Source organism: Dyadobacter arcticus, assembly GCF_011762185.1.
Lineage (GTDB): Bacteria > Bacteroidota > Bacteroidia > Cytophagales > Spirosomataceae > Dyadobacter > Dyadobacter arcticus.
In genome coordinates this window covers 442,007-462,410 of sequence record NZ_JAASQJ010000003.1, presented here as the reverse complement: position 1 = coordinate 462,410, position 20,404 = coordinate 442,007, and the positions used below count along the sequence as shown (strand labels likewise).

At 43.8% G+C, this 20,404-nt stretch carries 16 protein-coding genes; 9 read left to right on the top strand and 7 right to left on the bottom strand.

Going from position 1 to position 20,404, the window contains the following annotated elements; genetic code table 11:
* Positions 1-26: 26 nt before the first annotated feature.
* Positions 27-2,120, top strand: a complete 2,094-nt coding sequence (locus FHS68_RS15435) for a metallophosphoesterase (RefSeq protein ID WP_167271681.1) — start codon at positions 27-29, stop codon at positions 2,118-2,120.
* A 79-nt stretch (positions 2,121-2,199) separates the two neighbouring features.
* On the opposite strand, the gene FHS68_RS15430 is transcribed toward FHS68_RS15435, so the two are convergent.
* Together FHS68_RS15430 and FHS68_RS15425 are read right to left on the bottom strand one after the other, a co-directional pair.
* Entirely contained in the window at positions 2,200-5,826 is a 3,627-nt protein-coding gene (locus FHS68_RS15430) for an FG-GAP-like repeat-containing protein (RefSeq protein WP_167271679.1), read from the bottom strand.
* A 44-nt stretch (positions 5,827-5,870) separates the two neighbouring features.
* Entirely contained in the window at positions 5,871-6,287 is a 417-nt protein-coding gene (locus FHS68_RS15425) for a hypothetical protein (protein WP_167271677.1), read from the bottom strand.
* A gap of 201 nt (positions 6,288-6,488) precedes the next feature.
* On the opposite strand from FHS68_RS15425, the gene FHS68_RS15420 reads away from it, so the two are divergent.
* Positions 6,489-6,755, top strand: a complete 267-nt coding sequence (locus FHS68_RS15420; protein WP_167271675.1) for a hypothetical protein — start codon at positions 6,489-6,491, stop codon at positions 6,753-6,755.
* Here the strand turns inward: FHS68_RS15420 and FHS68_RS15415 are convergent.
* From FHS68_RS15415 to FHS68_RS15405, 3 genes are read right to left on the bottom strand one after another with little or no spacing between them, the layout of a single operon-like run.
* Positions 6,752-7,027 carry a hypothetical protein gene (locus FHS68_RS15415; protein WP_167271673.1) on the bottom strand — a complete coding sequence of 92 codons (276 nt, stop codon included), beginning with the start codon at positions 7,025-7,027 and terminating at the stop codon, positions 6,752-6,754. The genes FHS68_RS15420 and FHS68_RS15415 overlap by 4 nt on opposite strands.
* A 56-nt stretch (positions 7,028-7,083) precedes the next feature.
* A complete protein-coding gene (locus FHS68_RS15410; protein ID WP_167271672.1) occupies positions 7,084-7,611 on the bottom strand; it encodes a YceI family protein in 528 nt (175 codons plus the stop codon).
* 25 nt (positions 7,612-7,636) lie between these two features.
* Positions 7,637-8,476, bottom strand: coding sequence for a sulfurtransferase (locus FHS68_RS15405; RefSeq protein ID WP_167271670.1), 840 nt, complete (start codon positions 8,474-8,476; stop codon positions 7,637-7,639).
* A gap of 346 nt (positions 8,477-8,822) precedes the next feature.
* On the opposite strand from FHS68_RS15405, the gene FHS68_RS15400 reads away from it, so the two are divergent.
* Both FHS68_RS15400 and FHS68_RS15395 read left to right on the top strand, forming a co-directional pair.
* Entirely contained in the window at positions 8,823-9,059 is a 237-nt protein-coding gene (locus FHS68_RS15400) for a DUF4926 domain-containing protein (RefSeq protein WP_167271668.1), read from the top strand.
* A gap of 37 nt (positions 9,060-9,096) precedes the next feature.
* Positions 9,097-9,897 carry a GNAT family N-acetyltransferase gene (locus FHS68_RS15395; protein WP_167271666.1) on the top strand — a complete coding sequence of 267 codons (801 nt, stop codon included), beginning with the start codon at positions 9,097-9,099 and terminating at the stop codon, positions 9,895-9,897.
* Here FHS68_RS15395 and FHS68_RS15390 read toward each other — a convergent pair whose 3' ends face one another.
* Positions 9,898-10,647 (bottom strand): TlpA family protein disulfide reductase, encoded by a 750-nt coding sequence (locus FHS68_RS15390; RefSeq protein WP_167271664.1) that lies wholly within the window; start codon positions 10,645-10,647, stop codon positions 9,898-9,900.
* 141 nt (positions 10,648-10,788) lie between these two features.
* On the opposite strand from FHS68_RS15390, the gene FHS68_RS15385 reads away from it, so the two are divergent.
* The 3 genes from FHS68_RS15385 to FHS68_RS15375 all read left to right on the top strand — a co-directional run bounded on the left by FHS68_RS15385 (position 10,789) and on the right by FHS68_RS15375 (position 17,114).
* On the top strand, positions 10,789-12,045 hold the full coding sequence (locus tag FHS68_RS15385; protein WP_167271662.1) for a putative DNA modification/repair radical SAM protein: 1,257 nt from the start codon (positions 10,789-10,791) through the stop codon (positions 12,043-12,045).
* The gene (locus FHS68_RS15380; RefSeq protein ID WP_167271660.1) at positions 12,045-12,815 is read left to right on the top strand and encodes a TIGR03915 family putative DNA repair protein; all 771 of its coding nucleotides are present in this window, start codon (positions 12,045-12,047) and stop codon (positions 12,813-12,815) included. Before FHS68_RS15385 ends, FHS68_RS15380 begins: the two co-directional genes overlap by 1 nt.
* A 204-nt stretch (positions 12,816-13,019) precedes the next feature.
* The gene (locus FHS68_RS15375; protein ID WP_167271658.1) at positions 13,020-17,114 is read left to right on the top strand and encodes a T9SS type A sorting domain-containing protein; all 4,095 of its coding nucleotides are present in this window, start codon (positions 13,020-13,022) and stop codon (positions 17,112-17,114) included.
* Positions 17,115-17,191: 77 nt separating this feature from the next.
* On the opposite strand, the gene FHS68_RS15370 is transcribed toward FHS68_RS15375, so the two are convergent.
* Positions 17,192-19,018, bottom strand: a complete 1,827-nt coding sequence (locus tag FHS68_RS15370) for a M61 family metallopeptidase (protein WP_167271656.1) — start codon at positions 19,016-19,018, stop codon at positions 17,192-17,194.
* Between the two features lie 137 nt (positions 19,019-19,155).
* On the opposite strand from FHS68_RS15370, the gene FHS68_RS15365 reads away from it, so the two are divergent.
* Together FHS68_RS15365 and lspA are read left to right on the top strand one after the other, a co-directional pair.
* Positions 19,156-19,842 (top strand): 3-keto-disaccharide hydrolase, encoded by a 687-nt coding sequence (locus tag FHS68_RS15365; RefSeq protein WP_167271654.1) that lies wholly within the window; start codon positions 19,156-19,158, stop codon positions 19,840-19,842.
* Positions 19,842-20,354, top strand: a complete 513-nt coding sequence (lspA, locus tag FHS68_RS15360; RefSeq protein WP_167271652.1) for a signal peptidase II — start codon at positions 19,842-19,844, stop codon at positions 20,352-20,354. The genes FHS68_RS15365 and lspA overlap by 1 nt, the downstream gene beginning before the upstream one ends.
* Positions 20,355-20,404 lie beyond the last annotated feature (50 nt).

Sequence of the window (20,404 nt, the reverse complement as noted above, 5' to 3'; positions counted from 1 at the left end):
CAATTTGGAATCTCAAACGATACTACATGAAAACACTTTACAGCTTCGCACTACTTCTTATTTGCCTCGGCAATGTCTCGGCCCTTCCTAATTTTATCCCATCATTGCTTCGCGGCCCGTATTTACAGGCTGCCACACCGGTGAGCATTGTGATCCGCTGGCGGACGGACGAACTCAGCGACAGCAAGGTTAGCTTTGGTCCTGCCGCGAATAATTTAAATAAAACCGTTTCCGACAATGCGCTGGTTACCGATCATGAAATCAAATTAACAGGATTGAGCCCTAAAACCAGGTATTATTATTCCATTCAGTCCTCGGTCGTCATTTTGCAGAGTGGAAATAATAATTACTTCGAAACCCCTCCACCGGCAGGCACTGCTGGCAAATACAGGATTGGCGTATTGGGAGATTGCGGGAATAATTCGGTAAATCAACTGAATTCGAGAAATCAGCTCATCAGCTATCTCGGAAACAACTACATGAACGCATTCATATTACTGGGCGACAATGCTTATGCGAACGGCACGGATGTGGAGTATCAGGCCAATTTCTTTAATATTTATAAAGATAATTTTCTCAAAAAAAGTCCCCTATATCCGTCCCCTGGCAACCATGATTATGCGGATAATGCAACCCGGCAAAATGATCACAACATTGATTATTACGACAATTTCACCATGCCCAAGCAGGGCGAAGCGGGTGGCGTTGCATCCGGTACCGAATCCTATTATTCTTTCGATTACGGTAATATCCATTTTCTTTCACTTGATTCTTATGGAAAAGAAGACAACTCGACGCGACTTTATGATACATTGGGAAAACAGGTAACCTGGATCAAACAGGACCTTGCGGCCAATACCAATAAAGACTGGATTGTCGCCTACTGGCATCATCCGCCGTACACAAAAGGGTCCCATAACTCAGATACCGAATCCCAATTAGTCAAGATCAGGGAAAATTTTATCCGGATACTGGAACGCTACGGCGTCGATCTGATCTTGTGCGGCCACAGCCACGATTATGAGCGTTCAAAATTAATGAAGGGGCATTACGGAACAGAAAATACATTCAATGCACAAGTTCATAATTTGAGTAATTCAACCGGTAAATATGATGGGATTGGAGAATCCTGTCCATATGTAAAAAGCACGATTAAAAAACAGGGAACAGTATATGTCGTGGCCGGATCTGCGGGTCAATTGGGTGGAATGCAGGCTGGGTATCCCCACGATGGTCTGCCGTTTTCAGACGCTACTAACGGCGGGGCAATGTTGTTGGAAGTGGAAGGAAATCGGCTGGATGCAAAGTGGATTTGCGCAGATGGCGTGATCCGAGACCAGTTTACAATGGAAAAGAATGTAAATCAACGAACGTCTATTAATATGGTCGCAGGAAGTAGCACTATCCTAAATGCTTCATTTATTGGTAGTTATAATTGGAACACCGGGGCTCAAACCAAATCCATCCAAGTATCTCCGTCGGTTGACACCGATTACATTGTTAGAGATAACCTCAATTGTATCGCCGATACTTTCAATGTAAAAGTAAGTCCGGCACTTCCTGTGAAACTGATTTCATTCAACGGAGTGGCCGACGAAAGCAATGTGGTTAACCTGAATTGGGAAACAACCTTTGAAGAGCGCTCTTCATTTTTCGCGCTGGAACGGTCTCTGGATGGGCGGGTTTTTCGCGAAGTTTCACAGATCCCCGCAATAGGAAATGCAAGTAGTAATCAGCATTACACCTTTGCGGACACCACATCTACCAATCTTCATTCCCAAACGCTTTACTACCGGCTCAAACAAGTTGATCAGGATGGAAGCTATGAATATTCCCGTATGATCTCGGTAAGGCTTAATGTCCTTTTATCTTCATTTGATGTAAAGCTTGTTCCAAACCCATCGTACGGAAACGACTTCACAATAGAAGTAACAAAAGGAAAAAATCTGCAAGGTAAGCTGGCAATTTATACTGCCGCCGGAATGACATTACATGAGGAAGATTTTGTGTTAATGAATAGCAAACATCTTACTTTTCCCAACAAACTTCCATCAGGTATATTTCTTGTGAAGATTTCAGTTGAAGGCGAGGTGATTACGAAGAGGCTGGTAGTTGAGTGAGTCGGGTTTTGACGAAAGAAAGGGCCTCTCCGCAGTTTTTTAGGAAAGGCCCTTCTTGACATTTGCTAATTACGGTACTCTATCTATTCACAACCACTTTCTGAGATTTCTGCGAACCGTCCGATTGAGTAATTACAAGAACATAAACACCAGATGGCAAACCCTTTACATCAACTTCATTGGCAGCCCCTGCAGACTTATAAACCGACTTTCCCATGGTTGTCAAAAGCTGCAAACCTTTGATATGCTCTGAATCATTTTGATGCACAAACAACCTATCGGATACCGGATTTGGATAGACTTTGATTTGATAATCTGACGGAGCTTTTGAAGTTACCTTTTGCCTAATCGTCTCAACCATTGCCTCCTCCGGCACTGGCGCAATACTGGTTCCAACCAGATATGCTGGCAAGTAACGCCAAGGCCCATACGTTTGTCCCGTCAGTGCGAGAGTCGGATCATACTTAACCCTGACACACACTTTTGTCGATGGCCCTTGCTTCATAATCACATTTTTCAGCTCTGTACCCAACAACCCGAGACTAGTGTAAGCATTCTGCGAACCACTGGACTGGGTACTGTTGGTAATGGCGTTGTTGCCACCTTTTGAAAAGCCCTGTCCTTTTGGTTTCGTTTCCCACACGAGCTTGCCTCTATTATTTCCAAGAAACGATTTCGCATAAAGCCCAGCCCCGAAATCCGGCTTGGAAGATTGGGTTTGGTTAATGATTGTGGTTAGGTTGGAATTGTAGAGGCGAAGGTTGTTTTTGAGGATGGTGCCGGTGTTGCCGTAGTAGAAAAAAGCCGCACCTTCATCACTTTGGCCATTATAATAATACGGGGCACCAACAATAAGGTCACTTAAACCATCGCCATTTACATCCCCTGCCGATGAAACAGACCAGCCAAATGCTGCTTCATTCTGGTTAACTCCTAAAATGTGTTTTGACGCTAAGTTAAGCCCAGAAAGAGACCCGTAATAAATGTAAGCCGCACCTTCTTCAGTTTGATTATTGTTTCCAAATCCTGGTGACCCGATAATAATATCACTGTAACCATCACCATTTGCATCGCCAATACTTGCAACGGAACTCCCGAAATTTGCATTTGAAATATTGCTTTCAATCTGAAGGGACGGATTAGATGTTACTCCCAGAGGCGAACCATGGTAAACAAAAACAGCACCCTCTCCAATTTCTGGATTTTCGTATTTTGATGCGCCCACAATTAGGTCGCCATATCCATCACCATTCACATCGCCAGCAGCCGACACATCATTTCCGAAAAAAGCGTAGCTCTGATCCATTTTAAGTTTTGTAAACGTGTTCTTATCAATCCCTGTTGGGGAGCCTTTGAAAACGAAGGCCGCTCCTTGGGGAATCTGACTTGACTCGTAATTTGTATATTGCATAGCACCGACAACTATATCGTCAAATCCATCATTATTAATATCACCGGCACCTGATACTGAAGCGCCCATTTCTGAATAAGACTGACCACTTTCAATTCGAATTGTATTAAGTATATTTATTCCATCCGGAGAACCTAAATAAACAAAAGCTGCTCCTTCCTTATACTGATTATGCTTATACCAAATTGCGCCTGCTATTATATCTGAGAAACTATCTCCGTTTACATCGCCTGCTCCTGCAATTGAAAATCCTAACTGAGCTCCTTTCTGATTACTTTCTATAATTTTAGCAACTTCACTATTAATCCCCAAGGCTGATCCATAGAATACATATACCGCGCCTTCGTCTTCTTCATTATTTCCATAATAAGGAGCTCCAACAATCACATCACCATAACCATCTCCATTTATGTCACCTGCACCAGAAACTGATGAACCAAAATGTGCAAAAGGCACATTGCTTCCTAATTTTGTAGGTTGGATAAAATTTAATCCATTAGGGGAACCGTAATAAATAAATGCTGCGCCAGAATTAATTTGGCCATTATCAAAATTAAAGGCGCCGATTACTACGTCACCAAAGCCATCACCATTAACGTCGCCTGCACTAGCAGTAGAAAAGCCAAACGACGCATTTTGCTGGTTAACTTCCAAAGTATGTGCAGCAAGAGACATTACTCCTGATGCCATCCCATGCCACACAAATGCCGCCCCTTCATCATTCTCCCCCTTATCAAACATCGGTGCGCCAACGATAATATCACTATAACCGTCCCCGTTGACATCACCGGCACTGGCAATACTGAAACTCATGCGCCCCTCTGTCTGGTCCCCATCTAATACCGAAGATGCATTACCGCCAAGTCCCTGGGCAGAACCCTGGTATATTGCACCGACACCTTCATTGGTTTGTCCTTTATCGTATTGATATGCACCGATCACCACATCCGCGTAGCCATCGCCGTTCACATCGCCTGCCGAAGCAAGGGCATGTCCCATTTGTCCACCAACCTGGTTACTTTCCAATTTCAGCACTATTTGAGGAGATAGTCCTGCCGCTGAACCATTATATACAAAAACACCTCCCTCATTGGTCTGTCCATTGTCGTATAAGGGCGCACCAACGATCACATCGCTATAACCGTCGCCATTCACATCACCAGCGCCTGATACCGACCAACCAAGTAGTGCACCGGCCTGGTTACACTCAAAAATTGATACGGCATTAATGTTGACTCCGAGAGCAGAGCCGTGATATACAAACACCACTCCTTCGTCGATCTGACCTTTGTCATATAGAGGTGCTGATACGATCACATCACTATACCCGTCCCCATTTACGTCCCCTGCGCCCCGTACCGAGTAACCCATCTGGGCATTTACTTGATCACTTTCCATCACCGAAGTTGCCGCATTAGCTATGCCCTGCGCCGAGCCGTGATAAATTGCCGCGACCCCTTCGTTGATTTGTCCTTTATCGTATTGGTACGCACCAATGATCACGTCCGAATATCCATCCGCATTCACGTCCCCGGCTAGTGCCAACGCCTGTCCCATTTGACCGCCTGTCTGGTTGCCCTCCAGGATTTTGCCGGGCTGGTTATTAAGGCCACCAGCAGAACCATAATAGGCAAAAACTGCCCCTTCGTCAATTTGACCATTGTCGTAAAACGGCACTCCCACCACCACATCGCCGTATCCATCTTTATTAATGTCCCCCGCATTGGATACTGCCCATCCAAGTGAAGCGCCCGCCTGGTTACCCTCCAAAATCAAACTAGCAATGCTGCCTATACCGGTTGACGAGCCGTGGTAAACGAACACCGCACCTTCATCAGCCTGCCCCTGATCATACATTGGGGCGCTTACCAATACGTCGCTGTAACCGTCCCCGTTCACATCACCAGCGCTGCTCACCGAATAACCAAACTGTGCATTTGCCTGATTACTTTCCAAAACCGTATTCGCATTGCCTGGATTGCCATTGGCGATAATCGGATCGATCGTTACTGGATAGGTTGCATTTTTGACATCGACACTGATCAAAATCTGTTCATTTTGATAGCCAAGATGGGCTGTCAGGTTTCTTCCGTCAGCATCCCAGCATTTGAGGCCATTGTATACCAATTGCTTTTCAATGCTGCCATCCTCATTTTCAGTATAAAAATGCAGTTCGTTGGATTGGAGATCATTCACCTTCAAACCTTTGGCGGAAAGTCGCACCTGCAATTGCTCGGTATTTGCGGGCGCGTCGTTGACGATAAAATTTTGCCTGACACCTGAATCGTCATTCATGTACTGCTCGGTAAAACCTTTCGAGCGGAGCTCCAACTTATTGCCTATCTGATCGATTTCAGCTTTGGACTGCGGAACGTATAACTTATTGCCGTCCGCAAAATGCCTTCATTGATGAGTTGTAATTTAAAATTGTGGCCTGCGGAGTCTATGCGGTTTTGGACCGTCAGCTTTCCCGGCTCGTAGTAAGCCCGAAGATTTTGCTTGCGGTTGGGGCTTTGGAGCGAATGCTTCTTCTCGTCGTAGGAAATATGGTATTCCCGCTTTTCCAGACCTTGTTGTAGTTGGGATACTGTGCTTTCCGGAATGTTGGTTGGATCTGCACCTTTAACCGGACTTTTTGTAACTGTTGAATGCCGATCCGCTTTGAGATCCGGCGCATTGCTTTTGTGTTCACACGTAGCGACGGATAGCGTAACTGCCGTAACCATCAAGACTACCAGCTTGTAAGTTTGTCTCATGTAATTAGTTATTTGGGTAAATAAATGATTGACCAAAAGCCCTAGGGCTTTATTGGCAAATCTTAATAATTACAGAGGCAAGCATACGAACCAATTATCACGAGGCCAATTCATTGATTAAAAGGCAGGTGATATTTATTTTCTGACATTAACACCTTGGCTTAATTTTTTCCGGAACCATTCAAACCAGATAAACATAGCATGTCCTTAAATTCAGAAAAACGAAGAGAACTGGAAGAGAAGATCCTTTCTAAACGTCAACAGATAGATTTTGAAAAAACGAATATTGATCAGATCACGGAGTTTTCGGGCGAGAACAACGAGAATCCGGATGTGATGGAGGAAATTAAAAATTATGACGATCCTGCAGACAATGTCGTGGATAGCGCAGAAATAAAATCGCTGAAAATCGCAGAAAATGAGTTGAATGAACTGCTCATCCAATTGAAAGGTTTGGATCAACACTAAAACGCTTGAACTTCCAGTTCAAGCGTTTCCTTAGTTCGTTTCAATTCTGAAATAACAGCATTCCAATCATTATTATGATTGTTGAACGGATCGTAGTTGACGGGTAAGCTACCTATAATAAGAAACGAGTCGCCAGACTTTTTTCTCATCACTGAAATGAGGCCTTGCACATTAAATACATCCAGGATTTTGTGGGCTGTAGTGTAGTTATAACTGTGGGTAGTGCAAAAGATCAGTGACCCGTCTTTGTAATGGCATTCGATATTTTTCATGGCTGGCATCGCGTTGTTTGAGCGCGATTAAAAAATATCATACCAGAAGAACGATCTCACAATCCTTGCACTGGAACGTATACTTCTACACTTGTGGAATCCGAATCTTTGCCGGTCGACTTACCGATTCCGAAATCTCCTCTGTTGACGTTGAAGGTTCCGTAAAACAACGATTGTGTCTCATTTTTTTGAAAAGAAAAAGGAATGGATAATTGCTTTTTGATACCTCGCAGCTCCAATTCACCGTGTACCACATAGCTTGTATCCAATTTTTCGACCTTAGAAGAAATGAAATGAATAACTGGAAATTTCTCCGCGTCAAACCATTTATCACTTTTCGCATGCTTGTTTTTCAGATCAATGCCAGTATTAATGGAAGCAACATCCACGGTAACATCAAATTTTGCGGTAGAAAGATTTTCAGGATCAAAACTGATTGCTCCGGCTAATTTTTCAAAAGAGCCACGTGCATATTTTCCATCAAACTTAATGGTATACCCACTGACTATTTCCCAGTCTTTCAGGACAAAGAAAGCAAAAGAGCTTAAAATGATGAAAAGGATGAGCGCTAGGTATTTCGTCATGAATTGATCCGATCAGGCCCAATTTTTAGTTATTTCCTATTGCAATCGGTTTATCATTTCTCGACCACTCGCTCCACGAGCCGACATAAAGTGAAGCTCCTTCCAATCCGGCAGCCTGTAGAGCAAGCAATGTATGACAGGCTGTCACCCCGGAGCCGCAATGCACAATAATATTTTCAGGGGAGCGGTCACCCAATGCTTCCTTGTATTTGGCGGCAAGCTCTTCGACCGAAAGAAATTCGCCGTTTTCATCGAGATTGGAAGTATATGGAATGTTTACGGCGCCGGGTATATGTCCTGCAACCAAATCAATCGGCTCACTTTCACCAATATAGCGATAATTCTCTCGAACATCTATCACCATATAATCGGCATCTGCTGAAAGTTTCGAAACATTTTCAATGTCCTTAACAGGCAACATCCAGTCCGAAATCGGATAATCTATCGCAACTGGCGCGGCTGGAATTTCTTGGGTAATGGGTAGCCCGGCAGCTGAAATCGAATCAAGTCCGCCACTAACTACATATACTTTTTCATGTCCTGCCGCTTTGAGCATCCACCAGAATCTTGCTGCGGCATTGGCCCCTTTTTTATCATCATAGGCAACCACCGTGGACTCTGGTGCGATCCCGAGTTCCCCAAGAAAAAGCCCAAACTCCGCGGGTTCCGGCAACGGATGTCTTCCTCCATCGGCTGCATTATCCGCTTTCTCGGAAAGATTTGTTTCCAGATCTACATATGATGCGTTTTCCAGGTGCCCGGCGCTGTAACGTTCAAAAGCGTCCACTCCTCCCCTTGCATCTACAATGACCGGATTTTCGTCTTCAATGATCGTTTTTAGCTGTTGCGCAGTGATGATATTCATTTTCAGAAGCTTTTATTTTTTGATTTATAAAGAAAGTGACTTTTCGTGAGATATGACGTCTAACTAATAACCCGCATTCGGATTATTTGTCGCTCGAGGCGATCATTTCCAAATGCATCCGAAATCCGTTATGTAATAAGACGAACAGATATGCCTACTAAACCTTGGCCATTCAGAAGGCAGGCACAAAGCCATATTTTTTAGTAAATTTGGTTATTCAGTGTTCAACAGTTCCGAATTGCTGCTCTCCCTTTACCAATTGGCTTGTGTAGGAGAGATTGGTTTTTTGATTCACATGACGAACACCAGATTCCAAGATTAATCACAGTTATACCTGCTAACAATTATGATTGAAGAATTTGACAAGGTAATTCTCAAAGAAAATATTGATGCAGCAGGGCTGAAAGTCGGCGATATTGGGACGGTTGTGATGAAACATCTGGGTGAATCCGGCTATGAAGTGGAATTTACTACGCTCGACGGAGAAACGATTGCTATCGAAACCCTTTCCTCAATTCAAATTAGATCTGTAAAAAAGGGTGAGATAGCCCATGTCCGAAAGGTTCAGGTAATTAGTCGTTAGCTGTAAGCTATTAGGAGAATTTTAAGAATTAAGCTGAATGATTTGCACTGAATTCACCACTGACGATTTGAGGCATCTGCCCGCTTTACAACCGCCAACCTGGGGCAACCTCGTTCCCCGTTTCGAATATTTTATCCGGTCTATCTACTGCAAACCGCTCAAAATCATTGAGAATGAACAAATGGTAGCCATTGGAACGACAATGATGCATAAGGATACGGCCTGGCTTGCCTGCATCGTGACACATCCCGAACATCGCAAGAAAGGATTAGGTAACTTAATGACGGTGAGCCTGATCAATGATATTGACCGGCAGAAATTTCCGACTATCTATCTGGATGCCACCGAGTTTGGTTTTCCGGTCTACGTTAAGCTGGGTTTTACATTGGAAAATGTATATGGTCATTTTATAAAAGAAGGATCAGCATTGGACAATACCATTTCCGGAAAAATCATCCCGTTTTCCCGCGCTTACAGAGAACAAGTATACCACGTAGATCGGGAGGTTTCAGGGGAAGATCGGCGGGGCGTATTGGGTGATTTCATTTCCTCCTCTATGATTTATGTCGATCAGTCTAGGGTGCTGGGCTATTATATCCCCGATTGGGGAGATAACCCTATTATCGCTATCGATGATACAGCTGGGCTGGAACTGATGAAATTGAGGATAAAGGATAACGATTCTGCGATTTTACCTTTGGAAAATACACTGGCGATCGAGTTGCTCGAAAAAAATGGCTTCCGACAAGCAAGATTTTCCAGAAGAATGTACCTGGGGCCGGAGCGACCCTGGAAACAGGATAAAATTTTTAATCGGATTAGCGGACAGCTGGGATAATTACCTTAGCATCAGTTCGCTGATCTGCGAAAATTCCGTATGCGAGGCCATCGCTTTTATAATGCCTTTTTTGTCAACCAAAATAAAATAAGGTGTTTCGCTGATTTTGTATCGATGGTTAAATCCGTAAGATTCGGGCACGGGGATAAATCCGCAATTGCGTTTCGGGATCGCTTCCATGCATTCTTCTTCGGTATTTAATGTCGTTCCCAACGAAACGATCTCCACGCCGCGGTGTTTGTTTTCTTCAATAAAACTGGAAATCACCTTGGTACTTGCAAAAGTGTAAAGCGGTTTTTCATACTTTACCCAAAATCCCAGCAGAATATATTTGCCCTTCAATTTTTCTGAGATATATTCTTTTCCGTCCAAACCCTTCATCACAAACGGAGGCAACGGTTCCCCAACTTCCGGCATTAGGTCTGCATTATGCATGACCGATCCGTTATCCTGGATTTGCAGCTGGCTCCTTTTAATTAATTCAAACGAGGATGGTTTGCCGTACTTATCAAATATTGGCTGGGTTTTGAATACGCCTGGATTGCTTCTCAGAATCTGATCATAAGTCTCATAGCTGATCCTTTTCCCCGTGGCATGCTCAATTATGATGGTTTCCCTATTAATTACAAACTGCTGACTGATCTTTCCGTTATAGCGGGTCACTTTTTCTTCTGAAGATTGACAATTTGCGTTGAGGGTTAAGATTGTGAATATGAGCGATATAAAAATCTCAATCTTACTAATTCTCATCTGGAACACTTTTAATGTAAAAAATGATTGTTTCAGTATCAAATTTATGATATTTTAGAACACAAATAGGGCGTTGTGACGTTGTAATAACTGTATAACGAGCCAAAATATTTCAGGTGAAATTAACTAAGTTGAATTTATATGTTTGACAGGATTCGGGAAAAGTTGGGGATTTTGGCAGATGCTGCCAAATATGATGTGTCCTGTTCTTCCAGTGGCAGCAATAGAAAAAATGAAAACAAAGGTTTGGGCGATGCGCACGGAACTGGAATTTGTCACACCTATACCGAAGATGGGAGATGTGTTTCCCTTCTCAAAATCCTGCTTACCAATCACTGCATTTTCGATTGCGCCTTTTGTGTCTCCCGCCGTAGCAATGACATCAAGCGGGCTGCATTCACTGTTGAAGAAGTTGTAGAATTGACAATGAATTTCTACCGACGAAATTACATTGAAGGTCTTTTCCTGAGTTCCGGTATTTTTAAAAATGCCGATTATACCATGGAAAGGTTGGTCCGGATTGTTAAAAAGCTTCGAAATGAGGAGCGTTTCAATGGTTATATCCATTTAAAGACTATTCCCGGCGCGAGTGAAGAATTGCTGAAAGAAGCTGGATTATATGCCGACAGGATGAGCATTAACTTGGAAATGCCGACCGAGACGGGGTTGAAGTTGTTAGCGCCTGAAAAGTCACATGCAGAAGTCAAGAAACCGCTACAATACATTCAGGAAAGCATTACCCAATTCTCTGACGAAAAAGCGCTGATTAAAAGTGTCCCGAAATTCGTTCCTGCGGGCCAGAGTACCCAGATCGTGATCGGCGCGACGCCAGATACTGATCAGGAAATCATGCATACCGCCAATGCCTTCTATAAAAGCTTTTCTTTAAAACGGGTTTATTATTCAGGCTACATTCCGATCAGTTATGATGAACGATTACCGATCATTGGAACTCAGCCGCCATTGATCCGGGAAAACCGACTTTACCAGGCCGATTGGTTATTGCGTTTTTATGGATTCAATGTGCAGGAAATCCTGAACGATACTTATCCGAACCTGGAAGTTGATGTAGATCCAAAGTTAAGTTGGGCGCTTCGGAATCTTGATCAGTTCCCTGTGGATGTCAATACGGCCGATTATCGGATGATCCTGCGAGTCCCTGGCATTGGCGTCGCGTCCGCGCTGAAAATCGTACAAGCGCGAAAATTCGGCAGGCTTTATCAGGATAACTTGAAAAAAATCGGCCTTTCCTTTAACAAAGCCAAGCATTTTATCCGCTACGCCGACAGTCCGGTGCAATTAAAAGACCATGAAGCAGGTCATATCAAAGGGGTTATTCTGGCGGACGGCCAAAGCAAATACCTCAAAAATCCATTCAATCAACTTTCACTGTTTTAATGGAAACGTATCTTTTCGACGGAACATTGGAGGGTTTGCTTACTTCTGTTTTCTATTTCTATCAGAGAAAAACGAAATCCATAAAATTGGTCAGTAAGGAACATTATCTGCCGGATGTATTCAATAATTGTTTTACAGTGGTTAGTGAGGACGAAAAAGCCAGGAGAGTTTGGAATGGCTTGAAGAAAAAGCTGGGTAAAGAATGGATGCTGCATTTTTATAAAGCCTTTTTATCTGAGCAGCCGGACATATTTCAGGATTTATTTGAATTCGCCCGATACATTATTGATAATGCGGAGGGAGCGGAAGAAAATTACGGAAATAAGTATGTATTGGCGATCTCACAAATGAGCCATAAGGTCCATCGGGAAAAACACAGAATGGAAGCTTTCATCCGCTTTCAAAAAACATCCGATGACATTTTCTACGCCCACATTGAGCCTGATTATAATGTACTCCCCCTCTTAATCGAACATTTCCAAAATCGGTATGCCGACCAAAAATGGATCATTTATGATTTAAAAAGGAAGTACGGTCTGTTTTACGACCTCGATAAAGTAGAAGAAATTGCTTTTGATTTTTCTTCCGAAATGTCGTCTAACCTAAATGCATTGCCGGAGCAATTTCTCGATCCACAGGAAGAGCTGTATTCCGTTCTTTGGAAAGACTACTTCCGCAGCACCAATATCCCTTCCCGAAAAAATATGAAACTTCACATCCGCCATGTGCCACGGCGATACTGGAAATACTTGTCTGAAAAGCAAGGTTGAAAGGTTTCGATCACCTAATAACCTCAAATGTCGACCAATTCTTATTCAGCGGATAAATTTAATTGCTTGACGGTTACATAAGATTGGTCAAATATTATAATTTTACGGCACCTCCCGATTTAGTACCCCTCCCGATCATTTCCTGATAATATCGTTTCTTGAAAATGGAATCTTACTTCATCATGCATTCTAACCAACTGTCTTATGCGTTCAACTTTTACATTCCTATTGCTAGTTTTCACTTCGATTTCTGGCTTTGCTCAAATTGACATTAAGTTTCCACCTTCAAGAATGGTTTTTCAAAGAAACACGGAGGGTAATGCTAATGTTTTCATCACAGGTACATACACTGCAGCAATTGACAAAGTTGAGGCTCGTTTGAAAAACCGCCCAGGGGAACCAGGCGTTGAGGTAAATTGGACGCAAATATCCGGATCAGTAAGCGGCAATGTCTTTTCAGGATCCGTCATCGCGACCGGTGGTCGCTATGATCTCGAAGTTCGGGGCATGAAAGATGGAAAGCAGGTTGGCGCAACAGCAAATGTAGAAAAAGTAGGTGTAGGCGAAGTTTTTTTGATTGTTGGGCATTCAAATGCCGAAGCCGCAAATAGTCCAATGACTGGGGCAGGCAGTGATTTGGTTAATTCGATCAACATTAGAAGTGATGATGCATTGCACGAAAAATATTTACGTAGCGGCAAACCCGAAGACCTGCCAGCGTTACTGCCAAGTCAACTATGTCAAACTTGTGGAATAGCACCAATGGCGGGGTATCCATGGTTATGGTCAAAACTTGGTGATTTGCTTGTAAGTCCAGGCGCATTGAATGTTCCTGTACTATTTTACAGTGCAGCTTTTGGCGGAAGTAGCATGGATCAAACTTACAAAGCAGCATATGATATTCCCTTCGACCATGGATTTATTAACTTCAACATTAGGATGCCTTATGTCAACATCAGAAACACCCTAAGTAAATACGCTCCCCAAACCGGCTTAAGGGCAATCTTGTCCATGCACGGCGTTAATGACCAAGATACCGATGGGGAAGGATTTAAATTCAGAAATCAGAAAGTCATCGAAAAGACAAGGGAGGAATCCTTCTTCTCAAAACTTGCCTGGATGGTTGCTACTTCATGTTATAATAAAGGAGTTAATCTCTCAATCACAAGCGGCCAGGAATCCTTGATTGCAACAGTTCCTAATGTTTTTCGAGGGGCAAACCTAAATTCAATCGATGATTCAGGGCGGTATGACGGACTTCATTTCAATGAGAATGGTCAACAAAGGGCAGCAGAGCTTTGGAGGGACGCGATTACGAATGTTTCTACGAATATTCTAAAAAATGCGGAGCCATTAATGGCCAAAGTTCCTCCACTTCCGGTCCCTCCGGTTTCTGCTAATTGCGATTTCAATATCGCCGCAAGCCCTTCCAATGCAACCCCAACATGCTCGGCGTCTTTCAATCTCACCGCTGAATGTTCCGGCGCCGATTGTGCCGCGGTAACTTACCAATGGAGCGGAAACGGTATTAATCTGTCAGGGAAATCGGTGAATGTGAACGCACCAACTGCCAATGGATCATTCAGCTATACGGTAACAGCGTCCAAAGCTGGGTGCAATCCAAAAACAGCGTCTGCTTCCATAACCGTTACCTCCTGCCAGCCTCCAACAACCGGCCAGCCGATCAGCATTTGCCTGGAAGCGGAAAATTCAAATGGTAGCGGGCCCATAAGCGGTGATCCGAATGCATCGGGCGGACTTACGCGTGGTGACCAGAATAACTATAACCATTATGTTGATTATGCCGTTAACGGCGTACCTTCCTCGGGCCAATATCAACTCAAACTCCTGTATTTCGCCAGTAGTAACGCCAGAGCTACAATCTCATCCAATGGAAATACCATCATTTCTTCGGTAACCTTTCCTGCCACCGGTTCATGGAACATCGTTAACCGGGAAGAAACAATCAATGTGACGCTCAGCCAAGGTAATAATGTGATACGTATTCAGGGCTTACCGGGCGTTTCCCTTCGCCAGGACCGTATTTGCGTAACCGGACAAGGTTCAGGAAACCCTCAACCTGTAACCTGCAATTTCGCGATTGCACCTTCTGCAAACGCACAGTCTTATAAACCAAATGTGTCCATGACGTTGAACGCCAACTGCTCCGGTGCTGATTGTGCAAGTGTTTCTTATAAATGGACAGGAAATGGAGCAAATGTTTCTGGTTCTTCTGCAAATATCAATGCACCTGCAACACCGGGAGATTACACTTATACATTATCTGCTTCCAAAGCAGGCTGCGCTGATAAAACGTCAAATGTGATTGTTCATATCGTGGCTGACGGCCCTACCCCGGCAACGTGTGATTTCAATGTTAGCGCAAACCCTTCGAATGCTACCCCAGCCTGCTCGGCTTCTTTCAGTCTCACAGCTGAATGTTCCGGCGCCGATTGTAACGCGATAACTTACCAATGGAGCGGAAACGGTATTAATCTTTCAGGGAAATCGGTGAATGTGAATGCACCAGCTGCGAATGGCTCATTCAGCTATACGGTAACTGCTTCCAAAGCAGGATGCAACCCAAAAACAGCGTCTGCATCCATTAACGTTAATTCCTGCCAGCCTCCAACGACCGGCCAACCGATCAGCGTTTGCCTGGAAGCGGAGAATTCAAACGGTAATGGGCCAATAAGCGGTGATCCGAATGCATCGGGAGGACTTACGCGTGGTGACCAGAATAACTATAATCACTATGTTGATTATTCTGTCAATGGCGTTCCTTCGGCCGGGACTTACAAGCTTAAAATCCTGTATTATGCAAATGACAACGCCCGTGTCGCTATTTCATCCAATGGGAATACCATTATTTCTTCAGTTACATTGCCTGCCACCAGTTCTTGGAACATCGTTAACCGGGAAGAAACGATCAATGTGACACTCAGCCAGGGTAACAATGTTATACGCATTCAGGGCTTACCGGGCGCCCCTGTCCGCCAGGACCGGATTTGCGTGACGGGACAAGGTTCAGGCAATCCCCAACCGATAACCTGCAATTACGCGATTGCACCCTCCGCCAACGCACAGTCCTACAAGCCTCAGCAAACAATCGCATTAGCAGCTAATTGCTCTGGTGCTGATTGTGGAGGTGCCACATTTAAATGGACCGGGAATACAATTAACTACACTGGTGCAAATGTGAGCATCAATGCGCCAGTTACTCCGGGAGACTATACTTACACGTTAACTGCTTCGAAAGCAGGTTGCGCAGACAAAACGTCGAATTTGGTGGTCCGCGTAGTTGCTGATGATCCTACCCCTGCAACCTGCAATTTCAATGTTACGGCTAGTCGGTCCAATGCCACACCAGCCTGCTCTGCTACTTTCAGCCTGACAGCCGATTGCTCGGGCGCTGATTGTGCTGCAGTCGCTTATCAGTGGAGCGGAAACGGCATTAACCTTTCAGGAAAATCGGTGAATGCGAATGCACCGGCTGCGAATGGCTCATTCAGCTATACCGTAACTGCTTCCAAAGCAGGTTGCAGCCCAAAAACAGCGTCTGCTGCCATTACTGTTACCTCCTGCCAGCCGCCAACGACCGGCCAGCCGATCAGCATTTGCCAAGAAGCCGAAAATTCCAATGGTAACGGACCAATAAGCAGTGATCCGAATGCATCCGGAGGACGTACGCGTGGTGACCAGAACAATTATAACCATTATGTTGATTATGCCGTTAATGGCGTCCCATCCGCGGGAAATTATCAGCTCAAACTCGTGTATTATTCAAATGAAGACGCCTTTATCAGCATTTCTTCCAATGGAAATGTCATTAAGCCATCTGTGAAGTTACCGTCAACCCATTCCTGGAACATTGTTAACAGGGAAGAAACAATCAATGTTACCCTAAGCCAGGGCAACAACATCGTGCGGATCCAGGGACTTCCAGGCTTCGCAGTTCGTCAGGACAAAATCTGCGTGACGGGCAATGGTCAAACAAACATAAGAACGGCTGCGCCGGAGTTAGCGGTGAAGGATGGCAATACTTTTAAAGAAGCGCTCCGCGTATTTCCGAACCCGTCTTCTTCCGATTTCGAGGTCAATTTCAATATCTCAACGGGAAATGAGACGACTATTAATGTTACCGATTTACATGGTAAAAACTGGTTCACCCAGAAACTAAAAGGCAAGGGTGACCATCATGAGAAAATCCGTATCAGTGACGCTCCGGCTGGTATCTACCTTTTACAAATCAAAAACGGCAACCAGATCGAGACGAAAAAATTGCTGCTTATAAAGTGAGTTGCGAATTGACTTGAAGAAAAAAAAGCGAGGCCGGACTTGAAAATCCGGCCTCGCTTCCGTTAACAGTCACTCAACTATTTTACCTTACTACCAAGCCAATCCTTTCTAAACTTTTTCATCTCATCGCTGACCGGCAGATTTGCATTTTCATTTAAAACGACTAAAAGTCTTGGGTTTTCAATTAGGGTCATCTCGGCAGATTTGGCATTTCCACGGTGCACATAATCGACGGTTACTTTTTCACCTGGCTTATGTGATTTAAGAATTGCCATTAATTCCGCTTGTGACCCTAGCGTTTTTCCGTCAACCTTCAAAATTTGATCATCAATATCTAAACCTGCTGCATAAAGCGGAGAACCCATGATCGTGTTGCTCAAAATCGTAAGCTCCGATCCTTCCTTGTAACGCATATCGCCAATCCAAGCCTGACCTTCAAACTGTTTTTTTAAAGCTAGGCCTGCCATCTGAAGCAATGGGGCATAGTCAAATGATTCGTGACCATTGATATACTTTTTAAAAAAATCTTCGGCAAACGGTTTATCCTTTGAATACATTTCCAGAATAGCTTGTAAATCAGGTACCTGATAAGCTACTTCCGTTTTGCCATGTTTTTGCCAAAGCAATTTCATAAATCCATCCAGGGTCATCCCCTTCCTCCGAAGTTCGAGATCAAGCGCCAATGCAATGGAGGCACCATATGGATAGTAAGAAGTGTAAGTATTTGGATAATTCGTTTTATCGATCGCCACACCAGCATCTACAAAAACCGCCTGGCAACTTGCCTGAACAGGCGAAATGCGTCTGGCGCCAGCGGTGTTTTCTTTGGTGTTTACCAAATCAGTCAGTTCATTGCAGTAACCCTCAGGTGAGTCAAAACCGGCGCGCTCTATTAATAACTCGCCGTAGTATTGCGTAAATCCCTCTGCAAACCACAATTCAAAACTCATATTGCTTTTCTCAAAATTAAAAGGTTCCAGCGTCTTCGGCCTGATCCGCTCTACATTCCAGGTGTGGAAAAATTCGTGAGAAAAAACGCCCAGGAGATTATTGGAAGCATTAAAAGTGACTGGAATGGAAATCATTGTACTGTTTCGGTGTTCCATACCATCCCCTTTGACATACGGATTAATACTGGCAAGAAAAGTGTAGTTCCCCGTTTCAAATACCGGAAATTCGCCAAAAACCGTCTGAGCTTCCTGCGTGATCCGCTTCACTTTTAATGCAAAACTGTCAGCCAGTGAATCATTTGCAGTCACTTCAAGTGCAATACGGAATTGCGATTTTTTCTGTCCGGGATTGTCTAATGCCCATTCCTTAACAATCAACTTGCCAATCTTTACAGGCGAATCCATGAAATATTGAAGATCAGGTGCAGTGAAAATATTTGCTTTATTGGTTGCTTTAAGCTGCGTAGCAATGATCCATTTGGAATTTTCAGGCAAATTGAATTTTACTTCCATCGGCGCTTTTTGTAACTCCCTAACCCACATAAAAGTGGCGGGCATATTCAAATGCACACTATTTTGATCCAATCCGGCGTAGGTACCGTCGGCATGGTTTGCGTAAAGCGTGTACTGCACTTTGGCAAAACCATTGATTCCTGAAACTTTGTAAATGTCTCCATCCGTCCGTTCGATTGGCAGCGGGTTGCCCGATTTGTCCGAGGCACTCACATCGTAAATATTTTTACCATATTCATGCGTGGCATAACGCCCGGGAGAAGACCTGCTCATCCGAAAGGTCAGCTCTTTTTGAGACGCCTCAGTAACCGTAATTGCGATGCTGGCTTCATGATGCGCAAGATTTGGAAATGAAACTTCATAACTTATTTTCTGACCATTTACGTAATTACTGACAGTTGCAAAAACCGAAAGTAAAAGCAGTCTTTTAAATAACATCATTGAAAACTTTGGATAAGGTACAGGTTCAATTTAGAGCATATCTTTTATATTTCACGCCACAGCATCCGTATTAAGGTTATTATTACTTAATTTTTCCAATTGAAATACTATTAAACTCAAAATAGTCTCGGTATAAAATGAAAAAGCTGATTCTGCTAGCCTGCCTCAACCTCCTGAGTATTCAATATGCTCAAAGCCAATCCAAATCGCTATTCAATAGAAAAGACTTGAAAGGCTGGCACGTGGATGTTCCTGAAATGGACAAAGATGCGACCGTCAAAAGTCCATTTTTAGTCAGGAATGGGTTATTGGTAAGTCTGGGGTCACCGGGAGGACATTTGATCACAGATACAGAATACAACAATTTCCGCTGGACGTTCCAATACCGGTTTGCCGGAAAACCTGGCAATTGCGGCGCGCTGGTTTTCGTTTCAACTTCCAGGGCGCTTTACGATATGTTCCCAAAATCAATTGAAGTGCAAATGATGAACCAAAATGCAGGAGATTTTTGGTGTATCCAGGAAGATATTACAGTTCCTGACATGGAGAAAAGGCGAGGCCCGAAAGAAAAATGGGGTGTAAACGGCGACAAGCTACGTAGGGTCCCAAATCTGACAGATGGAACAGAGAAGCCACTTGGCGAATGGAATTCAATGGTAATTGAATGTGTTAAGAATACTATTAAAGTCTGGCTCAATGGAGAACTGGTTAATTATGGCTACAATGCCACTGCTGAAACCGGACAATTGGCCTTACAATCCGAAGGCTCCGAGGTTGAGTTTAAGGAAATTAAAGTGACCCCTATCAAAGAATTATCAAAGTAATGTCAAAATTTAAATCCGACCGGGTTTTTAGAAACGGGGTGATTATTCTGATCCTCCTCGCAAATTTTGGATGCGATCAGATATCCAAAAAAGTGGTCAGGCAAAACATTGGGTTTTATGAGACCAGAAGCGTGATCGAAGATTACTTTACGCTAACTTATGTTGAGAATTCAGGGGCATTCCTGAGCATTGGCAGCGGTCTTCCCGAAACTGCTAAAATCCTTATCCTTTCCATTATTCCGTTAATCGCGCTATTTTTCGGCGTAGCATACATCCTTATCAAAAAGAACCTGACATTGTTAAGCGCGCTTGCCCTGAGCTTCGCAATCGGAGGCGGCATTGGAAATATTTATGATCGCCTGGTACACGGTTCTGTAACCGATTTCATGCATCTCAATTTCGGTTTTTTCCAAACCGGAATCTTCAACATGGCGGACGTTTCAATTATGACAGGAATGTTCATTTTTCTGATACAATCGTATAGCAGGCAGAAGGCGAGGATGATACGGTGAGTGGTGCGATAAGCTGAAGGCCTTAAAAGCAAAAAACTCCTAATTAGGAG